Here is a 21,406-nt window from a genome sequence, read left to right as displayed (position 1 = left end):
GCCGTTTGCTTTTTAAGGCCCCGTTCGGGCGGGGCGAGGAGCCTTCGAATGGCAGATCCGATGTTCTACGCGCCGATGCAGGCGCTGCGTCTGGCTGAACTTGCTGAAGTGGCCGGAGCTGACTTGCAGCGGGGCGACGCTGACCTCACCATCTCCTGCGTGACGCCGCTGGAGGACGCCCGGCAGGGCGCGCTCGTTTTCTTCGACAACACGCGGTATCTCGATCACCTGGCGACCACGCGTGCGACGGCCTGCATTGTTGCGCCGAAACACGCGGCCAAGGTGCCGGACAGCGTCGCGTTGCTGGTTGCCAAGGATCCTTATCGCGCCTGGGCCAAGGTTCTGGCCCGGCTCTACCCGCAGGCCATGGCGCCGCTGCCGGCTTTCGAGGATACGCCGGGTGTCTCGCCGCGGGCGGTCGTGCATCCACAGGCACAGCTTGAGGACAATGTCACTGTAGAGCCAGGCGCTGTGATCGGTGCAGGTGCCGAGATCGGCAGTGGCAGCCATATCGGCCCCAACGCCGTCATTGGCCAGAATGTCCGCATCGGCCGCGATTGCCGGATCGGCGCAAACGCGGTCCTGCAGCATACGCTCATCGGCAACCGTGTCATCGTGCATCCCGGCGTTGCCATAGGGCAGGATGGCTTTGGCTATGCCATGGGCCTCGGCGGTCATCTCAAGGTGCCGCAGATCGGCCGTGTCATCATTCAGGACGACGTCGAGATCGGCGCCAACACCACCATTGACCGCGGCGCCAACCGCGACACGGTTGTGGGGGGAGGGCACGAAGATCGACAATCAGGTCCAGGTTGGCCACAATGTCAACATCGGCCGCCATTGTGTGATCGTTTCGCAGGTTGGTCTGTCTGGATCCTCGACGCTTGCCGACTATGTCGCAATCGGCGGCCAGTCCGGCGTTGCCGGACATGTCGAGGTCGGCATGGGCGCGCAGATTGCCGCCGTCAGCGTCGTCAACGACAGCGTTCCGGCCGGTGGTCGTTATGGCGGCACGCCGGCCAAGCCGGTCAAGCAGTGGTTCCGCGAACTGACAGCCCTGAAAAAACTGGCGCAACGCGGCTCAGACACCTGACAGGACGCTTCTGCTCGGCTAAAGAGCAGGAAAGGCACATTTTCCCTTCACGGGGGCAGAGGATATGGAAGAACAAGTCACGACCACACTGGCAGCTGCCGACATCATGAAGGTGATGGAGCTGTTGCCGCACCGCTATCCGTTCCTGATGATCGACAAGATCATCGAGATGAACGGCGACGAGTCCTGCATCGGCATCAAGAATGTCACGATCAACGAACCGCATTTCCAGGGTCACTTTCCGACCCGTCCGGTGATGCCGGGCGTTCTGCTGATCGAGGCGATGGCGCAGACGGCGGGTGCCCTGTGCGTTCACTCGCTTGGCGGTGACCATACGCCCCAGCTGGTGTATTTCATGACCATCGACAAGGCGAAGTTCCGCAAGCCGGTAGGCCCGGGCGACCAGGTCCACTTCCATGTGAAGAAGATCCGCAACCGCTCGAACATCTGGCGCTTCGAAGCGGTCGCCAAGGTCGACGGCGTCAAGGTTGCGGAAGCCGAGATCAGTGCCATGCTGGTGGATGCCTGACCGGGACGGGTTTGCGCCCTTCTGAAGCAATGCATCAACAGTACCGCGTAAGTGCCGGGGAGTTCAGACTGTGATCCATCCAAGCGCAGTGATCGAGGACGGCGCGAGCCTCGGCGAAGGTGTCCGCATCGGCCCGTTCTGTCACATCGGCAAGGACGCGAAGATCGGCGATGGCGTCGAGATGAAGTCCCATGTGGTGGTTGCCGGCGACACGACGATTGGCGCGCGCACGGTGATCTTCCCCTTCGCGTCTCTCGGGCATCAGCCGCAGGATCTGAAGTATCGCGGCGAGCCCGCGTCACTGACGATCGGGTCTGACTGCCTCATTCGCGAGGGCGTCACCATGAACCCTGGCACCGAAGGCGGCGGCGGCACGACAACCGTCGGGGATCGCTGCGCGTTCCTTGCCAATTCGCATGTCGGCCACGACAGCCACATCGGCAACAATGTGGTGATGTCGAACAACGTCATGATCGCTGGCCACGTCACCGTCGGTGATCACGTGATCTTTGGCGGCGGTTCGGCAGTGATCCAGTTCACCCGCATCGGCGATCATGCCTTTGTCGGCGGCCTGGCTGGTCTTGAGAACGATCTCATCCCCTTCGGCATGGTCACGGGCAACCGCGCCCGTCTGGGCGGTCTCAACCTGGTCGGTCTGAAGCGCCGCAATTTCCCGCGTGAACAGATCCACGCCTTGCGTTCTGCCTATCGTGACCTGTTCGAAAGCGACGAGGGCACCTTGCGTGACCGGGCGCAGAAACTGGCCGCAACCGTTGGCGAGGAGCCGCTGGTGCAGCAGGTGCTGGACTTCATCCTGGTCGAGGGCGATCGTCGTTTCTGCACGCCGCGCGGCCCGCAGGGCGACTGAGCCATGAGCGAGCGCGCCCCTGCGCAAGGCCGGGCACCGCTTGGGCTGATTGCGGGTGGTGGCCAGCTTCCGCTTGAAATTCTGGATGACCTTAAGGCCCGGTCGGAGCCAGTCGTCACCATTGCCATCAAGGGCGAGGCGGATCCCGCCTTCGTCCGTCAGGCCGACCACGAGCTTGGCTGGGGCCAGATCGGACACCTGTTCAAGGTGCTGCACAGCGCGGGCTGCGACCGTGTGATCCTCATCGGCAGCGTGACCCAGAGGCCGGACTTTACCTCAATTCTCGGTGACCTTGGCACCATGCGCCGTCTGCCTGCCATCCTCAAGGCGATGGTGGGCGGTGACGACAGCCTGCTGACCCGTGTCATCCGCATTTTCGAAGCAGAAAATCTGCGTGTGGTCGGTGTCGCCGATGTCGCGGCCTCCCTGTTGGCAACGCCCGGTCTCATGGCCGGCCGGCCGCTGGATGGCGACATGGAAACAGACATGCGTCTCGCCTGGCAGGCCGTGCGCCGGCTTGGAGAACTCGACATTGGCCAGGCTGCGGTGTCGGTCGGGGGGCGGGTGATCGCGCTGGAAGGGGCTGAAGGCACCGATGCGATGCTGGAGCGCTGCGCCGGGCTGCGGGCGAACCGCCGCGTGCGCGCCAAGGGCATGGCCGGTGTGCTCGTCAAGGCCGCCAAGCCCGGTCAGGACCTGCGCGTCGATCTGCCCACCATCGGCCCGCGCACCATTGCTCTGGCCCGTGAGGCCGGCCTGACAGGCATTGCAGTGGAAGTTGGCCGCTCGCTGATCGCCGACCGTCAGGCCACTCTGGACGCGGTGTCGGCCAACGGATTGTTTCTCTATGGCCTGACGCGGCCGGACGATCAGGAGATCTGAAGATGACGGCTTCCGCTGCCCAGATCCCGGCTGAGAGCCAGGCTCCGCTGAAGGTGTTTCTGGTGTCCGGTGAGGAATCTGGTGATGCCCTCGGCGCCAAGCTGATGCAGGCGCTGAAGCAGCAACATGCTGGCGAGATCCGCTTTGCCGGCGTCGGCGGCGAGCGCATGGCCCGTGAGGGGCTGGCGAGCCTGTTTCCCCTGTCCGATATTGCGGTGATGGGGCTCACCGCCGTCCTGCAGCGGCTGCCTACGATCGTCAAGCGCGTCTATCAGGCTGTCGATGCCGCCGTGGCCGCCAATCCGGACGTGCTGGTGATCATCGACAGCCCGGACTTCACCCATAACGTTGCCAAGCGCGTGCGCAAGCGGGCACCGCATATTCCCATCGTTGATTATGTCTCGCCATCCGTCTGGGCCTGGCGCCCTGGCCGCGCCAAGCGGATGAGCGTCTATGTCGACCGGTTGCTGGCACTGCTGCCTTTTGAGCCTGCGGCGCACCAACGCCTTGGGGGCCCTGAGACTTTTTACGTCGGACACCCGCTGATCGAGCGCGCCGCCGAGTTGCGTCCGGCGCCCTGCGAGCGCACGCCCGTTGGCAGTGGCTCCGACGTTCTCCTGCTGCTACCTGGCAGCCGCCGCAGCGAAGTCGACATGCTGCTGGATGATTTCGGCAAGGCCGCGTCAATCCTGCGGGCGCACCGGCCGGATCTCGAAATCCTGCTGCCGGCCGTGCCGCATCTGGCCGACCGCATCCGTGCGCGTGTTGCCGGCTGGCCGGAACAGGTCACAGTGGTTGAGGGGGAAGCCGCGAAGTTTGCCGCCTTCCGCCGGGCGCATGCCGCGCTGGCGGCCTCTGGCACCGTGTCGCTGGAGCTGGCGGCCTCCGGCGTTCCCATGGCGATCTGCTACCGCCTGGACTGGTTCTACCGGCGGCTGAAACAGATCCATCGTGTGTTTCCCATTGCCTCTGTCAGTTCAATGGTGCTGCCGAACATCATCCTCGGCCGCAATGTTGTGCCGGAGTTTCTCGACGAGGACGCCGCGCCGGACCGGTTGGCCGCTGTGGTGGACCTGTTGCTGACCGAGAGCACCGAGCGTCAGACCCAGGTCAATGCCTTCACCGAACTCGACGCCACCATGCGCCTGCCGGACGGGCATAGCCAGAGTGCCACGGCCGCGCGGCTGGTTCTCGATCTGATCAAGCGCAGCTGATTTTCGCGCCTAGTCAGATGCCTTGCAGGATATCGCGCAGCATGTGGACCATCAGCTCGATCCGGCCGAGGGCCTCGCGCAATTCGTCGTGGTCGCGGTGGGCGAGGCGGTTGATCTCGATCCGGTTGCTGGGCGGAATCCCGGCCTGAAGGTCGGCAATCTGCTGGGTCAGGATCAAGCGAATCAGGAAGCCATGGATATTGGCCAGGATCTCTGCATCGGCCTCTGACCGGTGCGCTGCCTTGGCAGCTGCCAGCAAGCGGCCGGGCGTGGTGAGGTCGGTGATGCCCTGGCGCAAGGCGATGGTCCGGGCACCGGCCACGATCGGCAGCAGTCCGCCGGCCTTCAGGTCAACGCGCCCCTGATCATCCTTGCGAATGCGCCCGAACAGGCCAAGGGGAGGGCCGTGGCTGGCAGCAGTCTCACCCAGCGCCCGCAGCATGGTCAAGGACGCACGGGCCGTCTCCATCGCATGGATCCGCAGAGCCTCTGCGAGCCGTGCACCGGCGCTGCCGGACACATGGGCCGGAGTGAAGTCGTAGAAGATGTCGACATTGAGCAGGGCCTGCGGCGATGGATGGGCAGCCCACTCGGCCAGCTGGTCTTCCCACTCGCCAAGGCGTCGGCGCCAGTGGCGGTTGCGCGCCATCACGCCGCCCGAGCACAGAGGGATGCCGGCCCGGTCGAGGATCTCGTTGACCCTTGCGGCAAAGCGCGTGAACCAGTCATCCAGGCTGTCGAGATCGCCGGTATAGCTGTCGTCGATCACCAGCGCGTTGTCCTGGTCCGCCGCCAGCATGCTTTCGCCGCGCCCGCCAGATCCAAGCACCAGCAGCGCGTAGTCCGCCGGTGCGGGGCCGGCGCCAGCGGCCACCAGTTCCGCTTCCGCCAGTTCGGCTGCCCGCGCGGTCATTGCCTTGCCTTCGGCCGCGATGATGGCGCAGACATTGCGGGCGTCCTGACCGTCATCGAGAAGACCGCTTGCCAGCGCGGGCAGGGCGGACTGGACCTTTGCCAGGTCGCGCGGACGCGTTGCTGCGGCAATCTCGTCGCCCACGGTCAGGGTGGCAAGCGCCCGTTCGCGCAGCAGCGTGCGCAGGGTGAAGACACCGGTGACGCGGCCACCTCCGTCCGTCACACCCAGATAGCGCAGGTTGCGCCGGGCCATCAGCCCAAGCGCCCGGTACAGAAACGTATCGGCGGGCGCGCTGATCACCGGCGCAGTCATCAGGGTACTGACGCTGAGTTCCGGAGCATCGGACCCGGACGCCGCCAAGGCATGGAGCACGTCGCGCTCCGTCAGGATCCCCGGATCAAGACCGTCCCGCTCGATGATCAGGCAGCCGATGCCGCGGTCTGTCATCAGCCTGGCGGCCTCGGACAGGGGGGCGGTCTGCGGCAGGCTGATCGGCGGGCTGCTCATCACATCGCCAAGCCGGTTGCGATAAAGATAGCTGTCGATGGCCTTGCGCGATCCACTGCGCAGCACGGCATGCGCGAAGTCGCGCTTGTCCTTCGGCCTTTCGAACCAGCCGGCCTCCTCTTGACGGGCGATCAGGCCCGCCGGCTTGCGGCAGAGGTGCTCAGCCTCGGCAAGCGTGCGGATGCCCTTCGCAATCAGCCGCGGTTGCAGGCCGACATAGACGTCAGCCGTGGCCCGCGCATCACCAAGAGCGGTGTGTCGCCCCTTGATGTCGACACCGAGGTTGAGAGCGAGATTGTCGAGCGACGTGTCGACCAGTGCCGGATCGAGTCCGGCCACCATCAGCGCGACGTCGAGCGCTTTGGGCTCCGTCCAGGCAACCCCGGTCCGCTCCGCCTCATGGCGCAGGATGGCAAGGTCAAAATGGATCGAGTGCCCCACCACAACCGCTCCGCCAATAAAGGCAGCAAGCTCCGGTAGCACGTCGGCGATGGTGCGGCTTCCAGCGACATCGGCGTCTTTCAGCCCATGGATGCGCTGCGCCACCTCGGGTATCGGCATCTGGGGATCGACGATGACGTCGAACGTTTCATTGGCAAGGATCTCCCGCCCCACCATGCGCACGGCACCGATCTGGACGATGCGGTCCTTGCGGATGTCCAGGCCGGTGGTTTCTGTGTCGAGCACGACCACGTCGAGCGCGATCAGCGGCGTCAGGGCGCCAAGCGCCGGGGCGGCGGGAGGGGTTCGTTTCAAGCGGCGACGTCCATCTTGCCGGAGAGTTCACGGGCGAAGGCGACCAGATCAAGTCGCTTCCGCATGGTGGCCTGGTAGTCGATGAAGCGGAATGCGACATTGTTGACGACCATCATCTTGTCTGCTGCGCGCACGTCATCGGTGATGGGGGCGTGGTTCAGCAGGCGAAGCGCGGTCGCGGTACAGATTGCGTCAGTCTTCAGCGGCGGCTTTTCCATGAAGACCGGCAGCCGCGCCTCAAACTCGGCGATGGCGTCATCCCAGCCGCGGTCCTTGCGATGGTCCGGAACTTCCTCGGCCGCCAGGACATCCCGGTAGAGCTGCATCAATCCAGCGGCGCGAACGACTGGATCCTGGGGGAGGTGTTCGCGCATTTCAGCTTCCATCATCAGGATCAGATCTTGCGCTGCAACAGCAAAGCCCTCCCATTTGCAGATCTGCAGCGCGAATCCAAACCCCTCATCCTGGAACAGCTTTGGCCCGGCGAGCAGTGTGCGGGCACGCAAGTAGGAGTAGCTGGCACCTTGCGCGAGAAAGGCGGCGCCGCCGCGGATGGTTTCCACTGCGGAAGCCCAGTCGGAGCGGCGACGTCTCGGCATCAAGGATCCAAAAAAATCAAGCACTTGCATCTGCTCCCCTTGGGCATGTCCTCGATGTGACGTCCCGATTAGTCTTTAGGATAACTTCCCTTACCCAGTTTGAAGGGAATAATCTGATCCTGCAAGCATCTCGGCATCGCAATATTTTTATGTTGCTGTGCGAAGCGGAAATAAAGCCGTTTTGCCGGTTCAGAAATATTGCGTTGGGAGGGGCGTGCCGTGTCAGGAAAGGGGGCGCGGCGCGGACCACAGGCCCGGATGCTCCAACGGGAGGAATGACCTTGACCGACAAACTGCCACCGGAAGTTGCGGCGGCGCACTGGAGCAAGACCCGTGGTCTCATGTGGACCACGCTTGCGATCTGGGCGGTGTTCAGCTTCTTCATTCACATGTTCGTATCGTCGCTGAATGGCGTCGTGATCCTGGGCTTTCCGCTCGGCTATTACATGGCTGCGCAAGGCTCGCTCATTGTCTTCGTGGTGTTGATCTTCTGGTTCTCGAGCCGGCAGAACTCCATTGATGAAGAATTCGGCGTAGCCGAAGACTAAGGAGACCCCAAATGGCAATGAGCATGAAAGGGGACTTCACCGACAACCTCGGCAAGATCTATTCGGTCTACGTCGGCGGCTTTGCGGGTTTCGTCGTCCTGATGGCGATCTTCGAGATGCTGGGCGTCCCGGAGCGTATCATCATGTGGTCCTACATGGCTGCGACCATCGGCATCTATGCCTTCATTGGCATCATGTCGCGCACGGCAGTCGTGTCTGAATATTACGTCGCCGGCCGCTCGGTTCCGGCGATTTACAACGGCATGGCAACAGGCGCCGACTGGATGTCCGGTGCCAGCTTCGTCGGCATGGCCGGCACGCTCTTCGTTCTGGGCTATGACGGCCTTGCCTATGTGCTGGGCTGGACGGGCGGTTACGTGCTCGTCGCGGTGCTGCTTGCGCCTTACCTGCGCAAGTTCGGTGCCTACACGGTTCCGGATTTCCTTGGCACGCGCTACGGCGGCAACGCCGCTCGCCTCGTCGGTATCGTCGTGCTGTTCTGCTGCTCCTTCACCTACATCACGGCGCAGCTTTACGCATCCGGCATCATTGCCTCGATGTTCCTCGGGATCGACTTCGGCCTTGCCATCTTCGCAGGCCTTGCAGGCATTCTCGTCTGCTCGATGCTGGGTGGCATGAAGGCCGTGACCTGGACGCAGGTGGCGCAGTACATCGTGCTGATCGTTGCCTACCTGCTGCCGGCGATCTGGATGTCGACCGTGACCTTCGGCATTCCGCTGCCGCAGCTCACCTATGGCGGCGCCCTCACCAAGATCGGTGAATACGAGCAGGTTCTGGGTATCGCCAAGTCCTATGTCGCTCCGTTCCAGAACATGAGCGCGTTCGACTATTTCTCGCTGATCTTCTGCCTGATGGTCGGCACCGCATCGCTTCCGCACATCCTCATGCGCTTCTTCACGACCCCGACGGTTCGTGAAGCCCGCAAGTCGGTGGGCTGGTCGCTGTTCTTCATCTTCCTGCTGTATTTCACGGCTCCCGCCTATGCAGCCTTCTCGAAGATGAACCTGATGAGCCTCTTCGTGGGCGCAGAAGGCAATCTCCTGCCCTTCAGCTCCATCCCGCAGTGGATGCTGCAGTGGGGCTCGATCGCCGGTCACCAGCTGGTGACGATCTGCGGCGTGAAGGCCGAAACCATCGAAGCGATCACCGCGGCCTGCCAGGCCAAGGGCTTCGCTGCAGGCTTCCCCTTCGCCGAGCTGAAGCTCAACAACGACATGATCGTGCTGTCGACCCCGTCGATTGCCGGCATGCCGATCTGGGTTGTCGGTCTTGTCGGTGCAGGTGGCTTCGCTGCTGCGCTCTCGACTGCCGACGGTCTCCTGCTCGCGATCGCCAACGCACTGTCGCATGACATCTACTATCGCATGATCGATCCGAAGGCCGACGCCAAGCGCCGCCTGCTGATCTCGAAGATCCTGCTGATCGTGGTTGCGCTTGCGGCTGCCTTCCTGGCCCGTACCAAGCCGTCCGACATCCTGTCGATGGTGGCCTGGGCCTTCTCGATCGCCGCTGCGGGTCTCTTCGCCCCGCTGGTGATGGGCGTCTGGTGGAAGCGTGCGACCAACCTAGGTGGCATCATGGGCATGATCGCCGGCTTCGGCATCACCATGTACTACCTGATCGGCAACGTGTACGGCTTCGACTTCGTCAAGGGAACAGGCGACGAGATCTCCTGGTTCGGCGTGAAGGCGATTGCTGCCGGCATCTTCGGCGTACCGGCCGGGTTCATCGTCACTTATGTGGTGTCGCTGGTCACCCCGGCTCCAAGCCAGGAAATGCAGGACTTCGTCGATCGTCTGCGTCTGCCCAAGGGCGGCACGATGATGGTCGCCGGGCACTGAGTTTGCCGCTATAGATCGGGCGCAGGGTTGTCATGACCCTGCGCCTTTCCTTTTGTGTTCAAAGGACGTTTTCATGCAGCAGGGCTCGGCCTTCACCGGCATTCTCATTCTGGCCGGGACTTACCTCCTCGCCGTCGCCACGTTCCTGTATGTCGGGAATGTGCCGGCCAATGTGGCCGTCCTGCTCGGAGGCACCTATGCGCTGACCGCGATTGCCGCCTTCCTGTTCTCGCGCGGCCTGCTGGAATTTGTCTTCGGTTCAGACCGGCAGATCACCTTCTTCGTCGTCCTGCGCAAGCTGACCAATCCGCTGATCGCACTGGTTGCGCCGGTCACCCCGGGCTTCCTGATGCCCTTCGCCGTGGCGCTCTATGCGGCCTTCCTGTTCTTTTTCCTGAAGCTGTTCCTGTTCGGCGATGCCTTCCTCGAGGTTCCGCCGCTGTTCATCGTCCTCTACCTGATGCTGATGGCCTGACGCCGCTGGCGGGTGGTCTAGGGCTGTTCCATTGCGGCCTGCCATTCCTCCAGGAAGCGCTTCCGGGTCATGGTGTCGAGCTGCGCGAGCAGGCCCGGATCAAGCCGGATGGGCCGCAGATGCGGCTTTTCGGCATAGACACGCGGGTCGATCAGGGGCAATCCGGCCGCCTCGCGCACCAGGGACTGCCCGGCTGGTGACAGGAGATAGGCGAGGAACACGCCGCCATCGCCGGGGTTCTTTGCTTCCTGAGGGATCAGGGCCGTACGCAGCAGCGTGACGGTAAAGTCCTCCGGCTCCACCAGGATGACCTTTTCCCGGTACAGATCGTCCTTGCGGCTGTAGCTGCCGAGCACATTGTAGGCGAGCAGCAATTCCCCGCTCAGCAGCGCCTCGATCATGTCCGACGAGCAGCAATAAAGCCGTGTGTCGAGGCGACCCATCACCTCGGCCAGCCGCCAGAAAGTTTCTCCAAGCTGCGCATCCTGCGTGGCAAACAGGTATCCGGCTCCCGACACCTTGGGATCATAGGTCCCGATACGGCCCTTGAACCGGTCTGGGTGATCGCGCAGCAGAGCGATCACATCGCGCCGGCTGCGCGGCATAGGCAATCCGCCGTCGAGGGCCTTGCGCGCGACCAGCAAGACTGCCGGTTCCTGCGCGACAGCGACCAGCGTGTCGCGCCACCGCGCCCAGGCTGGTCTTCCCTCCAGAATGCCGGCGGGCAGGGCGCGGGCCCGGCCGTCATTCGCCAGTTTCATCTGCAGGTCCATGGCGGAGGAAATCACGACATCGACGGCCGCGCGATCCGTTTCAATGGCATTGAAAACTTCCTGGCTCGAGGCAACGATATAGTTCACGGCGATGTCGGGCCTGGCGGCAATGAACCCCTCGATGACCGGGCTGAAGACATTGATGTCCGTGGTCGACAGGACGTCGATGCTGCGGGTCGCATTGGGATCGCCAAAGCGGCGCTCGGCTTCGATGTCAAAGGCACTCGCGGTCTGGCTGACGATGCCCAGAAGCATTGCACTGGTGAGCGCTGCCAGACGCAGCAGTCGCTGGCACGCATTGGCAGACAGCCGGACTGTACCGAGCTGGGCCTTGTGCAGATTGCTCATGACTTGGCGGCCAGTGGCATGGTCAGTGTGGCGCATGTTCCCCCTTCCGGACGGGCGGCCAGCGAGAAGCTGCCGCCCATTGCTTCAACGGCCTCGGCGACAATCGTCAGCCCCAGACCGGATCCCACCACATCCTCGACATTGCGCCCGCGCTGGAACCGCCCGCGCAATTTGCTGTCGACCGCGCCATCGAGGCCGCGCCCTTCGTCCTCGCACCGGAAGATCGCGGTCTGCTCGCTGATCGCCAGGCTGACATGGATCTCCGCCTCTTCGGCAGAATACTTGATGGCATTGTCGATCAGGTTGCGCAGGGCCGCCTCAAGCAGCACCGCATCGCCAGTGACAGGTACCGCGCCTGCCGGCTTGTCGAGCGTCAGGCGGATGTCCTTGAGGTCTGCGGTGGTCCGGTACCGGTCAACGAGGCCTCGGGCAATCGCTCCCAGATCCACGTCAGCAAAGACCTGTTGCTCGGCGCGGTAAAGGACGGTGGCGTGATCGAGCAGCTGCCCAGCCGAGCGCGAGCCCTCGTCAACGGTGCGCAGTAGCCGGCGAAGGCGCTGACGCATCGGCTCATCCTTGGCAAGGCGCAAGGCCAGCTCGACTTCGCTGCGCAAGGTGGCAAGCGGTGTGCGGATGTGATGCGCTGCCTCGGCGATGAAGGTCTCGGTCTGTGCCAGTGTCGACTTCAGCCGGGCGATGAAACTGTTGAGCGCGCCAATCAGCGGCGCCAGCTCCTCGGGAACCGGATGCCGCACGGGCCTGAGGTCCCGTGGCCCGCGCCGTGCCATGGCCTCGGCCAGGCGGTCAAGCGGCCGCAGCAGGCTGGTCGCGGCGACCAGACTGGCGGGGATGGCAAGCAGAAAGACGAACAATCCCAGCATGGCGGCCCGGTTGGCCAGCTGCTGCGCAATCACCCGCTGGCCCTCCCGGGTCTGGCCGACGATGACCAGAGCCGTTGCGGGGCGGCTGTCGATGATGAGATTGCGCGAGACTGCGGCAAGCCGCAGATCGGCCTCCCGGTAGCTGCGGGAATAGAAAACCGGTGCGACGGCTGTCGGTGTATCGCGCGGTAGCGGCAGGTCGTCATAGCCGGTCATGGTCGTACCGCCGATCAGGATGCGGTAGAAGATGCGCTCCTCGCCCATGGCGGCCAGCATCGAAAATGTCTCGGCGGGCAGGGTGACCTGGGCTCCATCCTCGCCGCTGCGCAGATCATCCGCGATCGACGCCGTCGCCACCCCCAGCACCGCGTCCAGGGTGGCCTCGGATGCCGTCTCGGCGCTGAACCGGACCGCAATGAACAGGATGATGGCGAGAACCGCAGCAAGCCCGAGCAGCCGGACAACCAGACGCCGGCGCAGCGACGGCGCAACGCGGGCCTCGCTCATGTTTCAGTCAGCCGGTAGCCGAGGCCGCGCATGGTATCGATTCGCAGCCGGCTGCCCGTCAGCTTCTTGCGCAGGCGTCCGACATAGACCTCGATGGCGTTGTCCGTGACCGGCTCGGAGAAGGAAAACAGCCTGTCACACAGGTGTTCCTTGGAAAGAATGCGGCCTGGCGCGCCGAGGAAGACTTCGAGCAACCGCAGTTCACGGCTGCGCAGCTCCCGCACCTCGCCATTCACGTCAATCGTGCCGCCGAGCGGGTCAAACACGATATCCGCATGCCGGTGCCTGCTGTCGGCGACACCGCCCCGGCGGCGCAGGATCGCCCGGCAGCGCGCTTCAAGTTCGGCGTAGTCGAAGGGCTTGGTGATGTAGTCGTCCGCGCCCATGTCGAGTGTTCCGACCCGGTCGCTCACGGCCGCCCGGGCGGTCATGACGATGACCGGCGTCTGGTTTCCCGCGCTGCGCTGGCTGGCAAGAAACTGCCGTCCGTCGCCATCCGGCAGCATGATGTCGAGCAGGATCAGATCATAGCTTGCGGCCGCCTGGAACTCCTGCGCTTCGGCGAGCGTTGGTGCCAGATCGACGGCATGCCCCTCCAGGCGCAGACGCTCCTGCACCGACCGGCCAAGGTCCTCGTGATCCTCTACGAGAAGAAAGCGCAAGTTATTATCCGCCGTTAACGTCCGTGACAGGTTTGTGTCAGGTTGCCCGCAAATGATCGTCGGACGCAAGGGGCTGAGGAGCCCCTGCGCCATATCCATTCCCCAGGGAGGAGAACCAGGGATGAGAACGACTTTCAAGGCGCTCGCGCTTGGCGCGGCGCTTGTCGCCGGCATGTCCGTCACCGCTTCCGCCACCGAATGCATCGCCCCGGCAAACCCGGGCGGCGGCTGGGACTTCACTTGCCGCCAGGTCGGCCAGATCATGCATGAGATCGGCGTCGTGCCGAACCCTGTGCAGGTCACCAACATGGCTGGTGCCGGTGGCGGCGTTGCCTATGGCCACGTGGTTGCAGAGCGCGGTTCCGATGCGGATCTGCTCATTGCGGCATCGTCCGCCACCACAACCCGTCTGGCGCAGAACGCCTTTTCCGGCATGACCGCTGACCAGGTGCGCTGGCTCGGCACCATCGGTGGTGATCCGGGTGTCATCGTTGTCGCCAAGGACAGCCCTTACAAGACGCTGCCGGAGCTGGTTGAGGCCGTGAAGGCCAATCCGGGCAAGGTCGCCTTTGCCGGCGGTTCGGCCGTGGGCGGTTTCGACCACCTGAAGGTTCTGATGCTGATGAGCCGGGCCGGCTTCAAGGACGCCCGTGCGATCAAGTACATCGGCGTTGACGGCGGTGCGGATGCGATCACCCAGACCGTCGGTGGCTTTACGGCCGCAATGACCGGCGACATCTCCGAGATCAGCGGCTTTATCCGGTCCGGCGACGTGCGGGCTGTGGCCGTGCTGGCGGATGAGCGCATTGCGGCCTTCCCGGACATTCCGACGGCGAAGGAGCAGGGCATCGACATGGTCGCGGTCAACTGGCGCGGCTTCTATGTCCCGAAGGACATTTCTGACGCGGACTTTGCCAAGTGGTCCGACGGCCTGAAGAAGGTTTCCGAATCCGCACAGTGGCAGAAGGTCATGACCGACAACGGTCTGGCTCCCTACACCCTGATCGGCGGCGACTTTGAAAAGTGGGTTGGCGACAACATCGCTGAAATCCAGACCATTTCTCGTGAGATCGGGATCATCAAGTAATGCGCGGCGACCGGATCTTTGGTCTGGTCATGATCTTTGCAGCGCTGGGGTACATCCTCAGCGCTGCGGGCATCGAGACCAGCTTCCTCTCCGACCCCATCGGTCCGAGGGTGTTCCCTTACATCATTGGCGGCGTGGTTCTCGTTTCGGCCATTGCCATGCTCCTGCAGCCGGATCCGGATGCCGAATGGCCCGGGACGGTCATGCTGGCAAAGCTGGCGCTGACACTCGCCGTGCTCATACTCTATGCGATGTCGGTTCGCCCGCTCGGCTTCATCCTGCCGACGATTGTTGCGGCCGGTGTCCTGAGCTTCCAGATTTCGCCCCGGCCAGTCCCGGCCGTGATGACGGGCGTTGGTCTCGGCGTCGGTCTGTTCTTCGTGTTCAAATATGCCCTCGGCCTCGGCCTGATCGCGCTGCCGCGCGCGTTGTTCGGCTAAGGAGACCCCCATGGATATCCTGTCCAATCTGGCGCTCGGGTTTTCCGTGGCGCTGACGCCGACCACGTTGTTCCTGGCGATCGTCGGTTGCTTCCTTGGCACCATCATTGGTGCCCTTCCTGGCCTCGGGCCGTCGAACGGCGTGGCCTTGCTCATTCCGATCAGCTTCTCACTCGGCCTTGACGCCATGTCGGCGCTGGTGCTGCTGACGTCGGTTTACTACGGCTGCATGTATGGTGGCCGCATCTCGTCGATCCTGCTCAACATTCCCGGTGACGAGCCGGCGATGATGACGACGCTCGACGGCTATCCGATGGCCAAGCAGGGCCGGGCGGGTGATGCGCTGGTGATCTCGGCGGTTGCATCCTTCGTCGGCGCATTTCTCGCCACTGCAGGTCTGGCCCTGATGGCGCCCCTGCTTGCAGGCGTTGCCTACAAGTTTGGGCCGTCCGAGTATTTTGCCCTGTACATGCTTGCCTTCTGCACGCTCGGTGGCATCGGGTCGAACAACCAGGCCAAGGCAGCCATGGCCGCGGCCCTTGGGCTCGCGCTGTCGATGGTCGGCCTTGACCAGACGACCGGCATGCCGCGCTTCACCTTCGGCAACATGCACCTGCTCGACGGCATCGACTTCCTGGTCGCCATCGTCGGTCTGTTCGCCGTGTCGGAAGTGTTCTTCTTCATCGAAAGCCACGGCAAGGACAGCGCCATCGGCGTCAAGCTCGGCAAGCTCACCATTCCCTGGAAGGATCTGATGGCCACGCGCTGGACCATGATCCGTGGCACGATCATCGGCTTCATCGCCGGTGTGTTGCCGGGGGCAGGGGCTTCGCTCGGGTCGTTCCTTGCCTATGTCGGTGAAAAGTCGATTGCCAAGGACAAGGACACCTTCGGCAAGGGCAATCCCCGCGGCGTGGCCGCACCGGAGGCGGGCAACAACGCGGCCGCCGGTGGTGCGCTAGTGCCGATGCTGACCCTCGGTGTCCCGGGATCCGGTACGACAGCCGTGTTGCTGGCGCTGCTCCTGACCCTGAACATCACCCCGGGTCCGCTTCTTTTCACGGAGCGTCCGGAGATTGTCTGGGGTCTGATCGCCTCGCTGTTCATCGGCAACATTGTGCTGCTGATCATGAACATCCCGATGGTCCGGATCTTCGTCTACATCCTGTCTGTGCCGGGCTACATCCTGCTGCCGGGCATCACGATGATCGCCTTTGTAGGCATCTTCTCGCTGACCGGTTCGTCGTTTGACATGCTGATGATGGTCGGTTTCGGCGTGCTCGGCTACGTGCTTCGCAAGCTCGACATCCCGACCGTGCCGGTGATCCTCGGCATCCTCCTCGGCAATCACATGGAAGACAGCCTGCGCCGCGCGATGGTCCTGTCGGACGGTGACTGGACCTACCTGTTCAACTCCGGCATCTCCATCGGCCTCTGGACGGCAGCTGTCCTCGGTTTCCTTGCCCCGATGTTCCTGCGGCATTTCCTCAAGAAGCCGGACGTACCGGCCTATACCGCAGAGCACATGGCGGACCACATCGCGGACAAGGATTGACACCAGCATGACTGGTCTGCGGATCCGGGGCTGGCCCCGGATCCGTCCTTGTGTCAAACCGGTTGCCTCACCCTTTGCTGGCGAGGCCAGCCGTACCCTCGGGGACAAGCTTTCATGCCCACACGTGTTCTGGTGCCCTCTGGGGTGCTCGGTCTCGGCTTTGACAGGGCGGCGCTGAAGCGTGGCGTCGACAACAAGCCGGATATCATCTGCATCGACGGCGGCTCGACGGACAGCGGGCCGTTTTCGCTTGGCGCCGGTGTGTCGAAATACTCCCGCGCCGCGACCAAGTCGGAGTGGCGCGACCTGATGCGCGCCCGCGCCGAAGCGGGCGTGCCACTGGTGATCGGCACCGCCGGCACCTGCGGCGCCGATGCCACCGTCGACTGGATGTATGACATCACGGTCGAGCTTGCGGTCGAACTGGGGCAAAACCTCAAGATCGCCCGGCTTTACTCCAGTCAGCCGGCAGATCGCATCATCGCAGCCCTTGAGGCCGGCCGGATCAGGCCGCTGGAGCCTGCACCTGCGATCTCGCCGGCACTGCTCGACAGTCTGTCCAACATCGTTGCCCTGGCCGGTGCCGAGCAGGTGCAGGCCGCCCTTGCAACCGGCGCAGATATCGTCATCGCGGGCCGCACCACAGACACCGCCACCATTTCGGCCTTGCCGCTTCTGCGCGGGGATCATGCGGGCGGGGCCTGGCACGGGGCCAAGATCGCCGAATGCGGCGCACTCTGCTCCACCCACCCGACCTCCGGCGTGATCCAGGTCGACTTCGATGCCGATGGCTTCACCGTCGAGCCTCTGGCCGAGACGGCGGCCTGCACGCCGCATTCGGTGTCCGCCCACATGCTCTACGAGAATTCGGACCCCTATCAGCTCTACGAGCCGGGCGGCTATCTTGATGTCCGCGGAGCACGCTACACGGCGCTCGACGAACGGCGCGTGCGGGTTGAAGGGTCGCGCTGGGTCAAGGGCACCTATACTGTGAAGCTCGAAGGCGCACGCGTAGCCGGTTACCAGACCACGATCCTCGCGATCCTGCGCAACGAGCGTTATGTGAAGGGCGCGCGCGCCTGGGTCGAGCGGTTGTCCGCGTTCCTCGAAGACGAGATCCGCAGCCGGATGGGGCTCGAGCCGGGTGAGGCCTACACGCTCGAATTTCGCCTGATCGGCGTTGACGGCGCGCTGGGCGGCCAGGAAAACCGCGTCGGCGATCCGGTCGAAGTCGGCGTGCTCGGCATCGTCACGGCGCAAAGCCAGGCGGAAGCGGCCGAGATCGGCAAGCTGATCAATCCCTTCGTGCTGCATTATCCGCTGACCGATCATGAGGAACTGCCGACCTTCGCGTTCCCCTATTCGCCGGCCCAGTCCGACCGGGGCGCGCTCTACGAATTCGCCCTCAATCATGTGATGGAACTGGACGACCCGATGTCGGCCTTCCGCATTGTCGTAACGGAGGTTGCCCATGGCCCGGCTCGGTGATGTGGTGCTGAAGGTCCGCTCGAAGAACGCTGGCCCCTTCTGGGTCACCGTTGACGTGTTCTGCGGATCGCCCGAGGTCTATGCCAAGGTTGTGCCGGCGCTGGTGACGGGCGAGGTTGCCGCCCTCTACCGCGTCGAGCCGCAGCATCTGAAGCGGTTCGACATCGAGGACCTTTCGGTCATCAAGTTCTCGCTGCCACGACCCGTGGTGCAGGGCAGCCGCGATGACCGCGACATGCACGGCGCCCAATGGGCTGTGCTGCTGGAAGAGGCGGACGTCCGTGTCTGATCTCGTCAAGGCGAGGGTGACGACATTTGCGGTCGCCGCGCTCGGTGCACTTGCCTTTGTCCTCGCCGGCCTGCCGCTGCCCTTGCTGCTCGGGCCATTGATGGCCTGTCTGGTGGCGGCGCTCTGCGGCGCGAAAATGGCGAATGCCGGTGGCTTTGGCGCCTTCATGCGCACGTTCCTGGGTGTCGCCGTCGGCGCCTCGATCACCCCGGCCATCGTCGGCGATCTGCCGGCCATGGCTGGCTCGCTGGTCTTCGTGCCGCTGTTCATCGCCGTCATTGCGATCATCGGTTACCCGCTGTTCCGCTTCGGCTTCAAGATGAACCACCCGACGGCGTGGTACGCCGCCATGCCCGGTGGGCTGCAGGACATGCTGGTGTTCGGCGAGGAGGCAGGGGGCGATGTCCGGGCCCTGTCGCTGATCCACGCCACCCGCGTCCTGGTGGTGGTGACCGCCGCACCCATCCTGATGACGCTCGTCTGGAATGCCGATCTCACCGCGCCTCCCGGCCGGCCCATGCTGGATGCCGATCCGCTGCAGCTCGTCCTGATGCTGGTCTGCGGCGTTGGTGGCTGGAAGATCGCCGAACGTGTCGGCTTGTTCGGCGCGTCGATCCTCGGACCCATGATCCTGACAGCGATCTTCTCGCTGTCCGGCCTCATCACCGAGCGCCCCCCGGCAGAGATCATCTGGGCGGTTCAGTTCTTCATCGGCATTGCGGTGGGTGCGAAATACACCGGCATCACGCTGCATGAGCTGAAGGTCGACGTGCTGGCAGGCTTTGTCTATGCCCTGCTGCTGGCGGGCATCAGTCTCGTCTTCATCGAACTGATCTATCTGACCGGAACGGCGCCGGCGATTGATGCGTTTCTGGCTTTCCTGCCCGGCGGGCAGGCGGAAATGGTCGTCATCGCCATCATGGCTGGCGGAAATCTCACCTATGTGATCTGCCACCACTTGTTGCGCATCGTCCTCGTCATCCTGCTCGCGCCCGTGGTCGATCGCCTGTTCAGGCGGCACGGGGGCGGCTGAGGCCGTGTTCCACATGAGAGGGCAAGCCAGTGCACATGCATGGCTTTCTTGAAAGCCATGCACTGCTGAGGTCATCCCCGCCTTGTGCGGGGATCCATGCTGCCTCGGGATGCGATCAAGGTCTCTTGTCCGAACGAGCCGATGGCTGGATCCCCGCACAAGGCGGGGATGACGGCCGGGTATTGGGCGTGTTCCCTGCGATCAAAAGGGCGCGGGGGCGGCTGAGGCGGAGGATACCGAAACGAAAACGGGCGCCGAAGGGCGCCCGTCTTGTTTTGATTGCGCGTTGTGTCAGGCGGCGCGGATCGTCGACAGGAAGCGGTTCAGCTCCTGGTTCAGGCGCTCCGACTGGCTGGCGAGTTCGCCGGAGAAGCCCAGAACTTCGTTGGCCACGGAGCTGGCCTCGCCAGCGGCGCGGGTGACCGTGGTGATGGCTTGCGAGACCTCGGCGGTGCCCGTTGAGGCCTGCTGTACGTTGCGGGCGATTTCCTGGGTGGCGGCGGCCTGTTCCTCAACCGCTGCTGCCACCGCAGCGCTGATCTGGTTCATCTTGCGGATCGATTCCGCAATGGCGTTGATGGCCGAGGCGCTGTCGGTTGTAGAAGCCTGGATCGAGGAGATCTGAGCTGCGATTTCCGTTGTCGCGCTGGCCGTCTGTTCTGCAAGCTGCTTCACTTCGGAGGCAACGACTGCAAAGCCACGTCCTGCGTCACCGGCGCGTGCGGCCTCGATGGTCGCGTTGAGGGCCAGAAGGTTCGTCTGGCTGGCAATGCCATTGATCAATTCGACGATGTCGCCGATCTTCTGGGCGGCGTTGGACAAGCCATGCACCTTGCTGGCCGCCTCGTCTGCATCTTTCACGGCCACGGCTGACATGCGGTTGGACTGGTCGACCTGACCTGCGATCTCGCGCACCGAGGCGGTAAGTTCTTCGGTCGCTGCAGCGACGGTCTGGACGTTGGCCGAGGCCTGTTCCGAGGCAGCGGCGACGGTTGTGGACTGCTGCGAGGTTTCCTGGGCGCTGCCGGACATGACACGGGCAGACGCATCAAGGCGAGTGGCTGCCGACGATACCGAGCGGATGATACCGCCAACGGCCTGCTCGAACTCCTGCGCAAGCCGCGCCATCATCTGGCGCTGCACGGCTTCATTCTCGGCCTTCTGGGCTTCGCGCTCGGCCGTCAGGCGGTCCTTCTCGAGACCGGCATCGCGGAAGACGGCAGCGGCGCGGGCCAGAGCGCCCACTTCATCACGGCGTTCACCGCCCTCAATGGCAGCATTGTAGTTGCCATGGGCCAGTTCTTCGAGCGTGCCGACAATGCGGCGGATCGGACCGGCGACGCCGGCCTGGCTGACATAGAACCCCAGCGCAAGGCCAAGAACGATCACGACGCCTGCCGTTATCAGCATGGTGCTGACCGAATGCAGGGCGTTGCTCGCCGCGCTGTCCCGCTGACCCGCCATCATCTCGGCCGAATAGGTGGAGTAGACCTTGACCGCATCGGTCACGGCCTTCTGCGCGGTGAGGGCTGTGCCGAGCGAGGCCTTGATCGCCTCGGCATTGCCGGCATTCTTGGCGGCTACGTCGACCATGGCGCCGATGGAGCGGAAGTAGCTGTCCAGCGCGGTCTTGACCGCGGCCAGTTGCTTGCGCTGCTCGCCGTCTGCAACCCTTTCAAGGATCGGCAGGCGTGCCAGCATTTCCTTGGCGCGGCGATCAGCTTCCGTGCGGAAGTCGCCCGCCTTTTCCGGGGCAAGCGCCAGCTGGTAGGTCATGCGGCTGATGGCGATGATGTCGACGCGCAGATCCATCGCTTCGCGAGCAGCCTCTTCGGACTTTCCGACGACCGTAAAGCTCTGGGTCAGGCCGGTGATCTCCGACCAGGCAACAACGGCAAGTCCAGTCGCGCAAAGTCCCATGAGGATCAGCACCGCGAGCATTTTCTGGACGATAGGAATATGTTTCAGCCCCATGACACTACCTTTTGAAAACAAGGACCTTGTACCGAAGGTCTTGAGTGCAAGGTAAGCCATTGTGCTTACTCAAGATTTAATTGGTGCTTTGATTGTGCGAATATTGCTGGACTATCAAAG

General features: G+C 63.7%; 19 protein-coding genes and 1 pseudogene. 14 read left to right on the top strand and 6 right to left on the bottom strand.

The window, feature by feature from the left end; all coding sequences use genetic code 11:
- The first annotated feature begins 48 nt into the window (after window positions 1-48).
- The 5 genes and pseudogenes from lpxD (at window position 49) to lpxB (ending at window position 4,586) form a co-directional block, all read left to right on the top strand.
- Window positions 49-1,093, top strand: a pseudogene (lpxD, locus tag OVA12_RS16530) (UDP-3-O-(3-hydroxymyristoyl)glucosamine N-acyltransferase).
- Window positions 1,094-1,157: 64 nt separating this feature from the next.
- Window positions 1,158-1,622: a 3-hydroxyacyl-ACP dehydratase FabZ gene (gene fabZ / locus OVA12_RS16525; protein WP_268139253.1), complete on the top strand. Its 465-nt coding sequence runs from the start codon at window positions 1,158-1,160 to the stop codon at window positions 1,620-1,622.
- A 70-nt stretch (window positions 1,623-1,692) separates the two neighbouring features.
- Window positions 1,693-2,490 carry an acyl-ACP--UDP-N-acetylglucosamine O-acyltransferase gene (gene lpxA / locus OVA12_RS16520; protein ID WP_268139251.1) on the top strand — a complete coding sequence of 266 codons (798 nt, stop codon included), beginning with the start codon at window positions 1,693-1,695 and terminating at the stop codon, window positions 2,488-2,490.
- 3 nt (window positions 2,491-2,493) lie between these two features.
- A complete protein-coding gene (locus OVA12_RS16515) occupies window positions 2,494-3,372 on the top strand; it encodes an LpxI family protein (RefSeq protein ID WP_268139249.1) in 879 nt (292 codons plus the stop codon).
- 2 nt (window positions 3,373-3,374) lie between these two features.
- Window positions 3,375-4,586, top strand: a complete 1,212-nt coding sequence (gene lpxB / locus OVA12_RS16510; protein WP_268139247.1) for a lipid-A-disaccharide synthase — start codon at window positions 3,375-3,377, stop codon at window positions 4,584-4,586.
- A gap of 13 nt (window positions 4,587-4,599) precedes the next feature.
- Here lpxB and OVA12_RS16505 read toward each other — a convergent pair whose 3' ends face one another.
- Together OVA12_RS16505 and OVA12_RS16500 are read right to left on the bottom strand one after the other, a co-directional pair.
- Window positions 4,600-6,765 (bottom strand): DUF294 nucleotidyltransferase-like domain-containing protein, encoded by a 2,166-nt coding sequence (locus OVA12_RS16505; RefSeq protein WP_268139245.1) that lies wholly within the window; start codon window positions 6,763-6,765, stop codon window positions 4,600-4,602.
- Complete coding sequence (locus OVA12_RS16500) at window positions 6,762-7,364, bottom strand: esterase (RefSeq protein ID WP_268139243.1); 603 nt, start codon at window positions 7,362-7,364, stop codon at window positions 6,762-6,764. The genes OVA12_RS16505 and OVA12_RS16500 overlap by 4 nt, the downstream gene beginning before the upstream one ends.
- Before the next feature lie 275 nt (window positions 7,365-7,639).
- Between OVA12_RS16500 and OVA12_RS16495 the strand changes: the two genes are divergently transcribed.
- The 3 genes from OVA12_RS16495 to OVA12_RS16485 all read left to right on the top strand — a co-directional run bounded on the left by OVA12_RS16495 (window position 7,640) and on the right by OVA12_RS16485 (window position 10,249).
- On the top strand, window positions 7,640-7,912 hold the full coding sequence (locus OVA12_RS16495; protein WP_268139241.1) for a DUF4212 domain-containing protein: 273 nt from the start codon (window positions 7,640-7,642) through the stop codon (window positions 7,910-7,912).
- A gap of 11 nt (window positions 7,913-7,923) precedes the next feature.
- Window positions 7,924-9,774: a sodium:solute symporter family protein gene (locus OVA12_RS16490; RefSeq protein ID WP_268139239.1), complete on the top strand. Its 1,851-nt coding sequence runs from the start codon at window positions 7,924-7,926 to the stop codon at window positions 9,772-9,774.
- 73 nt (window positions 9,775-9,847) lie between these two features.
- A complete protein-coding gene (locus tag OVA12_RS16485; protein ID WP_268139237.1) occupies window positions 9,848-10,249 on the top strand; it encodes a hypothetical protein in 402 nt (133 codons plus the stop codon).
- A gap of 17 nt (window positions 10,250-10,266) precedes the next feature.
- On the opposite strand, the gene OVA12_RS16480 is transcribed toward OVA12_RS16485, so the two are convergent.
- The 3 genes from OVA12_RS16480 to OVA12_RS16470 are packed head-to-tail and all read right to left on the bottom strand — an operon-like array spanning window position 10,267 to window position 13,420.
- Window positions 10,267-11,406: an ABC transporter substrate-binding protein gene (locus OVA12_RS16480; protein ID WP_268139235.1), complete on the bottom strand. Its 1,140-nt coding sequence runs from the start codon at window positions 11,404-11,406 to the stop codon at window positions 10,267-10,269.
- A complete protein-coding gene (locus OVA12_RS16475) occupies window positions 11,367-12,758 on the bottom strand; it encodes a sensor histidine kinase (protein WP_268139233.1) in 1,392 nt (463 codons plus the stop codon). The genes OVA12_RS16480 and OVA12_RS16475 overlap by 40 nt, the downstream gene beginning before the upstream one ends.
- A complete protein-coding gene (locus OVA12_RS16470; protein ID WP_268139231.1) occupies window positions 12,755-13,420 on the bottom strand; it encodes a response regulator transcription factor in 666 nt (221 codons plus the stop codon). The genes OVA12_RS16475 and OVA12_RS16470 overlap by 4 nt, the downstream gene beginning before the upstream one ends.
- A gap of 121 nt (window positions 13,421-13,541) precedes the next feature.
- Here OVA12_RS16470 and OVA12_RS16465 point away from each other — a divergent pair, with 121 nt between their 5' ends.
- The 6 genes from OVA12_RS16465 to OVA12_RS16440 all read left to right on the top strand — a co-directional run bounded on the left by OVA12_RS16465 (window position 13,542) and on the right by OVA12_RS16440 (window position 19,312).
- Window positions 13,542-14,507, top strand: coding sequence for a Bug family tripartite tricarboxylate transporter substrate binding protein (locus OVA12_RS16465; protein WP_268139229.1), 966 nt, complete (start codon window positions 13,542-13,544; stop codon window positions 14,505-14,507).
- Window positions 14,507-14,947 carry a tripartite tricarboxylate transporter TctB family protein gene (locus OVA12_RS16460; protein ID WP_268139227.1) on the top strand — a complete coding sequence of 147 codons (441 nt, stop codon included), beginning with the start codon at window positions 14,507-14,509 and terminating at the stop codon, window positions 14,945-14,947. Before OVA12_RS16465 ends, OVA12_RS16460 begins: the two co-directional genes overlap by 1 nt.
- Window positions 14,948-14,957: 10 nt before the next feature.
- Window positions 14,958-16,502: a tripartite tricarboxylate transporter permease gene (locus tag OVA12_RS16455; RefSeq protein WP_268139225.1), complete on the top strand. Its 1,545-nt coding sequence runs from the start codon at window positions 14,958-14,960 to the stop codon at window positions 16,500-16,502.
- A gap of 114 nt (window positions 16,503-16,616) precedes the next feature.
- The gene (locus OVA12_RS16450) at window positions 16,617-17,990 is read left to right on the top strand and encodes an acyclic terpene utilization AtuA family protein (RefSeq protein ID WP_268139223.1); all 1,374 of its coding nucleotides are present in this window, start codon (window positions 16,617-16,619) and stop codon (window positions 17,988-17,990) included.
- Window positions 17,974-18,279 carry a DUF4387 family protein gene (locus OVA12_RS16445; RefSeq protein ID WP_268139221.1) on the top strand — a complete coding sequence of 102 codons (306 nt, stop codon included), beginning with the start codon at window positions 17,974-17,976 and terminating at the stop codon, window positions 18,277-18,279. Before OVA12_RS16450 ends, OVA12_RS16445 begins: the two co-directional genes overlap by 17 nt.
- Complete coding sequence (locus tag OVA12_RS16440; protein WP_268139219.1) at window positions 18,272-19,312, top strand: AbrB family transcriptional regulator; 1,041 nt, start codon at window positions 18,272-18,274, stop codon at window positions 19,310-19,312. The genes OVA12_RS16445 and OVA12_RS16440 overlap by 8 nt, the downstream gene beginning before the upstream one ends.
- 291 nt (window positions 19,313-19,603) lie before the next feature.
- Here OVA12_RS16440 and OVA12_RS16435 read toward each other — a convergent pair whose 3' ends face one another.
- A complete protein-coding gene (locus OVA12_RS16435; protein WP_268139217.1) occupies window positions 19,604-21,286 on the bottom strand; it encodes a methyl-accepting chemotaxis protein in 1,683 nt (560 codons plus the stop codon).
- Between the last annotated feature and the right edge of the window lie 120 nt (window positions 21,287-21,406).

It is taken from the genome of Pannonibacter sp. SL95 (assembly GCF_026672425.1).
In the GTDB taxonomy this organism is placed as follows: Bacteria; Pseudomonadota; Alphaproteobacteria; order Rhizobiales; family Stappiaceae; genus Pannonibacter.
Note: the sequence above shows the minus strand (reverse complement) of the source record. Positions and strands in the feature narration are given on the sequence as shown.